Below are 9,421 nucleotides of genomic sequence, written 5' to 3' on the forward strand. Positions count from 1 at the left end.
GGGGAACTTTAATAGTTATGAAACCTTTGGATTTGTGGGGTCTGTGGGGGTTGTGGGGTTGTGGGGGTTGTGGGGGTTGTAGAACTTTAATAGTTATTAAACCTTTGGATTTTGTGGGTTTGTGGGTCTTTAAGGCGTTGTAGCAGTAATATGAGGTATTCGGCATACAAGACACGCCAGAAAAAGGGGGACTAGATGCCTTGCTGCCAGTTATCGGACATACGATCCGCTATTTGCACGAATTTACCCATTCAAAAAAATTTAACGGACATAGGATTCCTTATTTGGATGATTACCCCCTGAAAACAGGCTTTTTACTTCAAATAACGGATCCTATGTCCGATAAGTGCTCGGATTGGCGATTTCGCCAAAAATAACGGATCGTATGTCCGATACGATTTCATGGCCGACTCGATTCTAGTCCGATACGATCTTATGACTGACACGAAACCTCGGTCAGTTTATGGAGCCTTCGTCCTTTTCGACTCCTCTGCGTGCAACTGCAGACCCCGTCCGTTCAAATCCTCCGTGTGCAACTGCAGACCCCGTCCGTTCAACTCCTCCGTGTGCAACTGCGGACCCTGTCGGTTTCGACTCCTGCGTGCAACTGCGGACCCCGTCCGTTTCAAATCCTCTGCATGCAACTGCGGACCCTGTCGGTTTCAAATCCTTTATGTGCAACTGCGGAGCCTTCGTCCTTTCCCAATTCTATCTACCGGAACCATGACTCGCATTCATATCCGGAACCTCGGCATCGCCAATAACCTCAGTGTGCAGCACCCTTCAAATTCAGCACGACAACGCCGACGACGATGAGCGCGATGCCGATCGCGGTCGTCATGCTCGCCGTTTCCTTGAACACGATGATGCCGATGGCGGCCGTGATGACGGTCCCGACGCCGGACCAGATCGCGTATGCGATCCCAAGCGGAATATGCTGCAGAGCGAGCGACAAGCAGTAGAACGCGATGCCGAATCCGGCCACCGTGCCGAGGCTCGGCCACAGTCTGCTGAAGCCGCTGGATGCCTTGAGCATGGACGTCCCGAAGATTTCGCTGACGATGGCCGCAGCCAGAAACAAGTACCCCTTCATGCCTAACACCTTCCCCGAAAGGCCCAAGTGAACACGGGCCGAATGACCAATCCGTTCCAGTATATCATCCTCTCCCGAGCCTCGCCCCTCGACCTCGCGTCCTTTCTTCTCAAACCGCAGGGCCAATGTCCCCTCGAAAAAGGCGTGCTCAACTACAAAAAAACCCCAAAACCCCGCTCAACTACAAACGCCAAAACCCCGGCCTCCCGGGCCGGGGTTCCTGTTAGCGAAACGGATTGTAGAACCGCGAGCCGTCGCGGAAGGTCAGCCAGGCCGTTACGGCAGCGATGGCGACGACCAGCGCCACAGCCGCGTAATCGCCCGTCCGGAAGGGACGGGCATTGTACCAGGTGCGGCCGCGCCCCCGCCCGAAGCCCCTCAGCTCCATCGCGGCGCTCACGGTCTCGATCCGCTGCACGCTCGTCAGAATCAGCGGCATGAGGATGCCGACGACGTTCTTCAGCCTCTTGAGCAGCTTCTCCTTGCGGGAAATATCGATGCCGCGAGCCTGCGCCGAGTGCGAGATGTTCTGGAAATCCCGCTGGATGTCCGGAATGTAACGAAGGGCGATGCTGACGGAATAGGCGATGCGGTAGCTGATGCCGATCCGGTTCAGGCTGGAGGCGAACTCGCCGGGGTGGGTCGTCAGGATGAACAGCAGCGCCATCGGAATCACGGTCATATATTTGAGGGCGATATTGAACTGGTAGAACAGCTGCTCCTCCGTGACCCAGTACCGTCCGGCCAGATGCAGCAGGTCGTGGCGGGTGCCATAGATCTTGACGCCCTCCAGCGGAGAGAACAGGAAGATGGCGATATGGTTCAGCAGGAAGAAAAACAGGATCAGATAGAGCACGAAGCCGTAGTCGGCGAACTTGACCTTGGACACGGCAAAGGCGGCGACCGCAATCGCGAGCATGAACCCCAGCGCCCTCGTGTCGTACGTCATCATCGCCGTCACCGACCAGATGGCGAAGAACGCCAGCTTGGCGGCCCCGCCAAGACGGTGGATCGGCGAATCCTGATGGCGGTAAGCGATCATCCTGGCTTTCATGAGCGTCTCGCCTCCCTGTCGCGGACGATGAAGCGCCGCACGAATTCCCTCGGATCCCCGATGCCTGCGCGTGCCGCCAGCCGCTGGAGCGAAGTCTCCCGGAGACTCGCCTCCTCCACGAGAGCGGCATCCGTCAGCACATCCGCCGGCAGCGCGTCGGCGAGCACACGGCCCTCGCCGATGACCAGCGTCCGCTCCGCATACTCCAGCAGCAGATGCATGTCATGCGTGATGACGACGATGCTTTTGCCCCGGCGGTTCAGCTCCAGCAGGAATTCCATCATCTCGTTGTAATGGCGGAAGTCCTGCCCCGCCGTCGGCTCGTCCAGGATGATGACCTCCGGATCCAGGACGAGGATGGACGCGATCGTGACCCGCTTCTTCTGCCCGTAGCTGAGCGCCGAGATCGGCCAGCTGCGGAAGGGATGCAAGCCGCAGATCTTCAATGTCTCCAGCACGCGTTCGCGGATCTCCTCTTCGCCGGCCCCTCGCAGCTGCAGGCCAAGCGCGACTTCGTCATAGATGAGATGCTTGGAGATCATATGGTTGGGGTTCTGCATCACGTAGCCGATCCGCTCCGAGCGCTCCTTGATCGTATCCCCTGCGATATCCCGGCCCCGATAAAGAATCCGTCCCGCGGTCGGACGTCCGAAACCGCAGATCAGCCTCGAAAGGGTCGACTTGCCGGCTCCGTTGCGGCCGACGATGCCGACCAGCTCGCCCTCTCCGATCGAGAGCGACAGGCCGGACAGCACCTCCTTGCCGGCATCGTAGGCATAGGAGATGCCTTCCAGCTCCAGCACCGGCTCCCGCGCCAAGAGAGGCTGCGCGGCCTCCGCCGCCTCGTGCCACGCGCGCAGCTGATCCGCTCCTCCGCTCTCCAGCGAGACGGTCTCGATGCTGGCCGGCTTCAGCTCCGGACCGATAGGGCATCCAGCGTATCTCAGCGCCGTCAGGTAAAGCGGCTCGCGCAGCCCCAGCTCGCGCAGCGTCGAGGAGCTGAGCAGCTCCTCCGGGCTAAGATCCGCGACAATCCGTCCTTCTCCCATGACGATGATCCGGTCCACGCTGCGATGCAGAACTTCCTCCAAGCGATGCTCGACGATGATGACGGTGCAGCCCGTCTGCCGGTGGATATCGTCGATCATTTCCACCGCGAGCCTTCCCGCTTCGGGATCGAGGCTGGCCAGCGGCTCGTCGAAGAGCAGGATGCCCGCCTCCCCGACGAGAACGCCGGCCATCGAGGTGCGCTGCTTCTGTCCGCCGGACAGCGACTGCGGAGATGACTCCAGATGTCCTTCCATGCCTACGCTGCGGGCAGCAGCCGCTACCTTGGCCTTCATCTCGGCTTGCGGCATGCCGTCGTTCTCCAGAGTGAACGCGATGTCCTCGGCCACGGTCATGCCGACAAACTGCCCGTCGGGATCCTGCAGCACCGTGCCGACCTTGCGCGACAGCGCGAAAATATCCAGCTCGGCCAGATTCTCCCCGCCAATGAGAGCCTCCCCTTCCATTTCTCCGGCGTGGAAATGGGGGACAAGCCCGTTGATGCAGTGTGCGAGCGTGCTTTTGCCTGACCCGGAAGGACCGACGATGAGCACCTTTTCGCCTTCATGGATAACCAGATCGATATCGTGCAAGGTCGGCTCGCTCTGGGCGCGGTATTGAAACGAGAATCCTTTGAATTCGGCCGCCGGCCTGCGGTTGTCTCCCATGTTGATCGACCTCTTTCTGCTAGAGCCTCGGCCCTGTATATGAAGAAAAGCCGGCTGCTTGGCGCCGGCTTCGGAGCATGCTGGAAAATCCCATGGAGCAAATATGGAAAGCATGCGTTCCACAACCGCGGTCCAGCGCCGCAAATTACGCTTCCCGGGTCAGGCTGCCTTTCTTGACGCGGGTTCTGCCGTAGGCGGCCAGAAGGAGAGTGCCGAGGATGGCTACCGTCACCATATTGGATGCCCCGGCTACCAGTCCTTGCGTGTATACCTTGTTCGCCGGCTCGGCGTAGATGAGGATGTCCAGCGACGGTGCAATCACGAACCAGGCGACGGCATTGGCTGCGATCTGATAGAGATTGAAGCGAATGATCGTCTTGAAGCTGAAGTCCCCGTCGTCAATTACCGCTCTAACCTTGCCTGAAGCCAGGCCGATGATGAGGCCCACGGCAGCGGATGCGATGATCCAGCTGAACCATGGCGTGCCGTAGGTAAGATCCTTGAGCGTGTGTCCGATGAAGCCGATCAGCACCCCCGCCAGCGGTCCGTACAGGACGGCGAACAGAGCGAGCAGCGCATAGGTCGTCTCCACGTTGGTGTCCGGAATCCAGGTCGGAATCGATCCGAATCGGCCCAGAATGGTGAACAGCGCGGAGCCGATTCCGATCGCTACGACCGTCTCGATCGGATTTCGTTTGGAAAAAGCCATGCTTTTCTCCCCCTAATTAAGAGCTTGTCAGCTCGATGTTAGGAAGATTATATATCGGAATACTCGGAATTTACAATTCTTATTTTAGCCGCGTTCTGCGAAAATTCATTCATCCTCAGGGACGTCCAGCGACCAAACCAATCACGCTCTCTTTTTTTACCATGATGAGCCCAGTCTGTCCATGGGGATCTTTCCCGCCAGCCGGACAACGCTTCCCTGCAAAAAAATAGAGGAGCCAAACGCTGTGCAAGCCGCATGACGCCTCCAGACGGGGAAAACCCCCGCTCCAATCCGTCGAATCGGGAAAGAAAGTCTTCCTTCACCGACTCGCATGATCTCTCCGCTTTCCATTGAAGAAGCCTACCCCGCCTCAGCCTTTCTGCACCGTCTCCTTCTCCTGCCCTGTCCTCCGCGCCGCATAACGGTTCGCAGGCACCGGCAGGCCCAGATTGCCCCGCAGCGTATCCGCTTCGTACTCGATGCGGAACAAGCCGCGGGCCTGCAAAATCGGCACGACCTCGTCGATGAAGTCCTCCAGCGCGTTCGGGACGCCGCTGCCGATCATGAAGCCGTCCGCTCCGCCGCCCTCGAACCATTCCTGCACCCGGTCCGCCACCTGCTCGGCCGTTCCGATGAAGAGAGGACGAGGCGTCGCCACCTGCAGAGCGGCCTCGCGCAGCGTCAGTCCCTGCTCCCGGGCCGTCTTCTTGATGCGGTCGGTCGTGCTCTGGAAGCTGTTCTTGCCGAGATCCCCCAGCTCGGGGAACGGCGCATCGGGATCGTACTGCGAGAAGTCGTGATGCTCGAAGAAGCGGCCCAGATAGAGCAGCGCGTTCTCGGTCGAGACAAGCGCCGCCGTCTCCCGGTATTTGCGCTCGGCCTCCTCCTCCGTTTTCCCGATGATCGGTCCGATGCCCGGAAAAATGAGCACGTCGTCGGGATTGCGGCCGAAGGCGGCCGCACGGCGCTTGATGTCCGCATAGAAGGACGCTGCCTCCTCCAGCGTTTCATGTCCGGCGAAGATCGCGTCGGCTTCCTTGGCCGCATAATCGCGCCCCACCTCGGACGCTCCGGCCTGGAAGATGACGGGATGCCCTTGACGGGAGCGCGAGATGTTGAGCGGACCTTTGACGGAGAAGAACTCGCCCTCGTGATTCAAGGCATGCATTTTGTCCGGATCGAAGAAAACGCCCGACTCCTTGTCGCGCACGAAGGCGTCGTCCTCCCAGGAATCCCACAAGCCGCGCGTCACTTGCAGATACTCCGTCGCGATGCGGTATCTCTTGTCGTGATCGGGATGCTCCTTCTTGCTGAAGTTGGAAGCCGAGCCCTCCAAAGGAGAGGTGACAATGTTCCAGCCCGCACGGCCGTCGCTGATCTTGTCGATGGAGGCGAACTGCCTCGCTACCGTGAACGGCTCGCTGTACGAGGTGGACAGAGTGCCGACGAGCCCAATATGGGTGCTCACCGCTGCCAGTGCGCTCAGAATCGTAATCGGCTCGAAGCGGTCGAGGAAATGCGGTATCGACTTTTCATTGATGTAAAGGCCGTCCGCCACGAACACCAGGTCGAACTTCCCTTCCTCCGCCTTGCGGGTCCATTCCTTGTACAGCGGGAAATTGGTGCTCGCATCCGGCTTGATGTCGGGATGCCGCCAGAGGGAAGTGCTGCTGCCGACGCCGTGAAGCATCGCTCCCAGCCTTAATTGCCTTCGTTTGGCCATCTCTATACCCCTCCTTGTCAGTGAACGGACTGAGCCGTCTGCTTGATTCGCTCGATCTGGCCCAGATGGCCCTGCACATGGCGGACGAATCCCCGGACGATATCCGGAATCCGAACCGTCTCTCCCTTGAAATTAACGCCTGTCTTGGCGAGGCCCGCTTCGTCCAAGCGGCTCAGCAGCAGGCTGTTGAACTGCAGCAGCGATTTGAAGACAGCCAGGATGTCTTCCGCCCGGCCTTGATTGGACTTCTGCCCCGATACCCAGCGGTCCTGATCGAAGGCCGGCAGCCTTGCTTCGGTATCCGCAAGGATGTCGCGGATTCGGAAGGAGACGACAATGCTGTGATCCGCCAAATGCGCCAACACCTCGGTTATGCTCCATTTGCCCGGAGCTTCACGGATCTGAAGCTGCTCTTCGCTCAATCCCTCGATAGCTCGCTGCAGCTGCTCATGCGTCTGCAGGAATGCCTGCAGATCGATTTGACTCACGCTCAAGACGATTCCTCCTCTGAACATTCATGGTTGGTTCCTTCTGCTCGCAGCCCGCAGCCGAGCGCTCCTGCTGCCCCGGGGCTGCCGCTTCGGCGTCTGTGCGCGCTTTCGGCTCTTGCCTATATGACAAGCGACGGCTGGCTTCCTGCCTCCGCCTGCTGCTGCTCATGACCCTATTCCCGCCCCTTCTGCTCCTGACCTTTGTGCCGCAGCACCCGCTCCGCCAGCTCTGCGAGGAAGGCCGCCGCCAGAGGCAGCGCGCGCTCATCGAGATCGAAGGCGGGATGATGCCATTCCTGCGGTCCGGAGGTGCCGAAGAAGGCGAACAAGCCGGGCACTTCCTTCTGGTAAAAGGCGAAATCCTCGCCGGCCGGAGATGGACTCGGCTCGATCGCCGCCAGCCCCAAAGCCTGGGCCGACGCTTCCGCCAGCTTTGCCAGCTCCGCATCGTTGTTCACCGGAGGCGGCCCCTCGACCCACCGGACCGACGCCTCGGCTCCGAGCGCCGACGCCACGCCCTCCGCCACTTCCCGGAACCGGCGCAGCACCCGCTCCCGCACCTCCTCGTCGAAGGTGCGGACCGTTCCGTCGAGCACTGCCTTGTCGGGAATGATGTTCCACGACGTTCCGCTGTGCAGCTTCGTCACGCTGACGACGGCGCTCTGCAGCGCTCCTACATTGCGGCTGGCGACCGTCTGCAGCGCCGTCACGATATGCGCAGCGGCTACGATGGGATCGATCCCGGCCTCGGGCACGGCCGCATGGGAGCCGCGGCCCGCCACCTCGACGACGAAGCCGTCGGCCGCCGCCATGAGCGGACCGTTCTTGATGCCGACGGTGCCGACGGGCAGATCGGGCTTGTTGTGCAGCCCCACCACGGCGGATACATTACTCAGCGCTCCGCTCGCGATGACCTTGCCGGCGCCTGTCGCCTTCTCCTCCGCCGGCTGGAACAGCAGGCGGACCGTACCGGGAAGGTCCGCTTCCCGCTCCTTGAGCAGAAGCGCCGCCCCGATCGCCGCCGCCGTATGGAAGTCATGGCCGCAGGCATGCATTTTGCCCGGATGCTCGGAAGCGTACGGCAATCCCGTCTCCTCCTGGATCGGCAGCGCATCGATATCCGCCCGCACAGCCACGACCGGCCCCTCCCGCAGACCGCCGATCTCCGCGATGAGACCGGTGCGCAGCGGATATTCGTCCGCGATCCGGATGCCTGCGGCCTGCAGCCATCCCCGGATGCGGCGGGTCGTCTCGACCTCCTCATGCGACAGCTCGGGGTGCCGGTGGAGCTCCCTGCGGATTGCCACCAGTTCTTCCCCCAGCTCTGCCGCTCTGTCCTTGAGCTTGTCGGAAGCAGTTTGAATCACAATTGCCCCTCCTCCCCTGGATCTGAGCCTAATCGGACTGCCGGCCTCTTCCTTCCCAACTATCCCGACAGGCTGACTGCCGAACTGCTCAGGCAAGCCTGCCGACAGCCGCTTCGCTGTCTGCCTCCGTCTCCTGGACGGCAGCTTCCGCAGCGAGCTCGGCCAGCAGCTCGTACGAGCGGATCCGCTTGCCGAAGTCCGGCACGTTCGTCGTCACGATGAACTCCTCGATGCCCGCCGCAGCCCGCAGCGTCTCCAGCCTGGTCCGCACCGTCTCCTTGGATCCCGCAACAATGACGGGCTCCTTTTCCTCGATCCGGTAGGACTCGCCGGAAGTGCGGCCGTACTCCTCGGCCTGCTCCAGCGTACCCAGAGTTACTGTCTTCCCGCTCGCCAGATGCACCTTGACCACCTTCTGCGACGGCAGCTGCGCCAGCGCCTCCTCATCCGTCTCTGCCGCGATGGCGGCTACAGCGAGCAAGCCCTCCGGGACGCCGCCGCCGGAAGCGTCGAAATTCTCTCTATACTCCCGCAAAGCCTGTACGGCCGCCTCTTCATCGGCCCCGATGAAGAGCGAGAAGACGTACGGCAAGCCGAGCAGCGCCGCAGAGCGGGCGCTCGCAACGGTAGCGCCGAGCACGTATACCTTCGGCGCGACGGCCGGGACGGGAGTCGCCCTCAGCCCCGCCTGGGCATGATCCTCGGGCAGCGGGGTTCCCCCGACATAAGCCGCCAGCTCCTCGATCTTCTCCGTCAGCGTCGGCTGCTCCGCCGCGGCATGCTTTTGCAGCGCCTGCGTGCTGCGCGGCAGGCCGCCGGGCGCCCTGCCTACTCCAAGATCGACGCGGCCCGGGGCCAGCGCGGCCAGGACGTGGAAGCTCTCCGCCACCTTGTACGGGCTGTAATGCTGAATCATGATGCCGCCCGATCCGATCCGGATCGACTCCGTCCGGGCCAGCAGATGCGAGATCAGCACCTCGGGCGAGGAGCCCGCCAAATGCTCGGTGTCATGGTGCTCGGATACCCAGAACCGGCGGAAGCCGAGCTGCTCCGCCTTCTGCGCGAGCCGGATTGTACGGGCCAGCGCTTGCTCCGGCGTATCGCCGGGATAGATTGGACTCTGATCCAAAACGCTTACCGCAAAGGACATGCTGCTCCCTCCCTACTCTCTCTTGCTTGCTCTCTGCCTTGCTCTCTGCCTTGCTCTCTGCTTTGCTCTCTGCCTTGCTCTCTGCCTTGCTCTCTGCTTTGCTTTCTGCCTTGCTCTCT

At 61.3% G+C, this 9,421-nt stretch carries 8 protein-coding genes; all 8 read right to left on the reverse strand.

Features of this window, described 5'->3' with window-relative positions; genetic code table 11:
• Positions 1-766: 766 nt before the first annotated feature.
• The gene (locus PHU01S_RS25060) at positions 767-1,093 is read right to left on the reverse strand and encodes a DMT family transporter (RefSeq protein WP_127510438.1); all 327 of its coding nucleotides are present in this window, start codon (positions 1,091-1,093) and stop codon (positions 767-769) included.
• A gap of 223 nt (positions 1,094-1,316) precedes the next feature.
• Complete coding sequence (locus PHU01S_RS25065; protein ID WP_049868743.1) at positions 1,317-2,147, reverse strand: energy-coupling factor transporter transmembrane component T family protein; 831 nt, start codon at positions 2,145-2,147, stop codon at positions 1,317-1,319.
• A complete protein-coding gene (locus PHU01S_RS25070; protein ID WP_048744476.1) occupies positions 2,144-3,862 on the reverse strand; it encodes an ABC transporter ATP-binding protein in 1,719 nt (572 codons plus the stop codon). Before PHU01S_RS25070 ends, PHU01S_RS25065 begins: the two co-directional genes overlap by 4 nt.
• 145 nt (positions 3,863-4,007) lie before the next feature.
• Complete coding sequence (locus PHU01S_RS25075) at positions 4,008-4,571, reverse strand: ECF-type riboflavin transporter substrate-binding protein (RefSeq protein WP_021881213.1); 564 nt, start codon at positions 4,569-4,571, stop codon at positions 4,008-4,010.
• Between the two features lie 370 nt (positions 4,572-4,941).
• Complete coding sequence (locus PHU01S_RS25080) at positions 4,942-6,294, reverse strand: LLM class flavin-dependent oxidoreductase (RefSeq protein WP_048744400.1); 1,353 nt, start codon at positions 6,292-6,294, stop codon at positions 4,942-4,944.
• Between the two features lie 17 nt (positions 6,295-6,311).
• Positions 6,312-6,782, reverse strand: a complete 471-nt coding sequence (locus PHU01S_RS25085; protein ID WP_083436209.1) for a DinB family protein — start codon at positions 6,780-6,782, stop codon at positions 6,312-6,314.
• Positions 6,783-6,958: 176 nt separating this feature from the next.
• Positions 6,959-8,149, reverse strand: coding sequence for an amidohydrolase (locus PHU01S_RS25090; RefSeq protein ID WP_127510440.1), 1,191 nt, complete (start codon positions 8,147-8,149; stop codon positions 6,959-6,961).
• A 91-nt stretch (positions 8,150-8,240) separates the two neighbouring features.
• Positions 8,241-9,302: an LLM class flavin-dependent oxidoreductase gene (locus tag PHU01S_RS25095; RefSeq protein ID WP_049868741.1), complete on the reverse strand. Its 1,062-nt coding sequence runs from the start codon at positions 9,300-9,302 to the stop codon at positions 8,241-8,243.
• Positions 9,303-9,421: the final 119 nt, after the last annotated feature.

This window comes from Paenibacillus humicus NBRC 102415 (assembly GCF_004000905.1).
Lineage (GTDB): Bacteria > Bacillota > Bacilli > Paenibacillales > Paenibacillaceae > Paenibacillus_O > Paenibacillus_O humicus.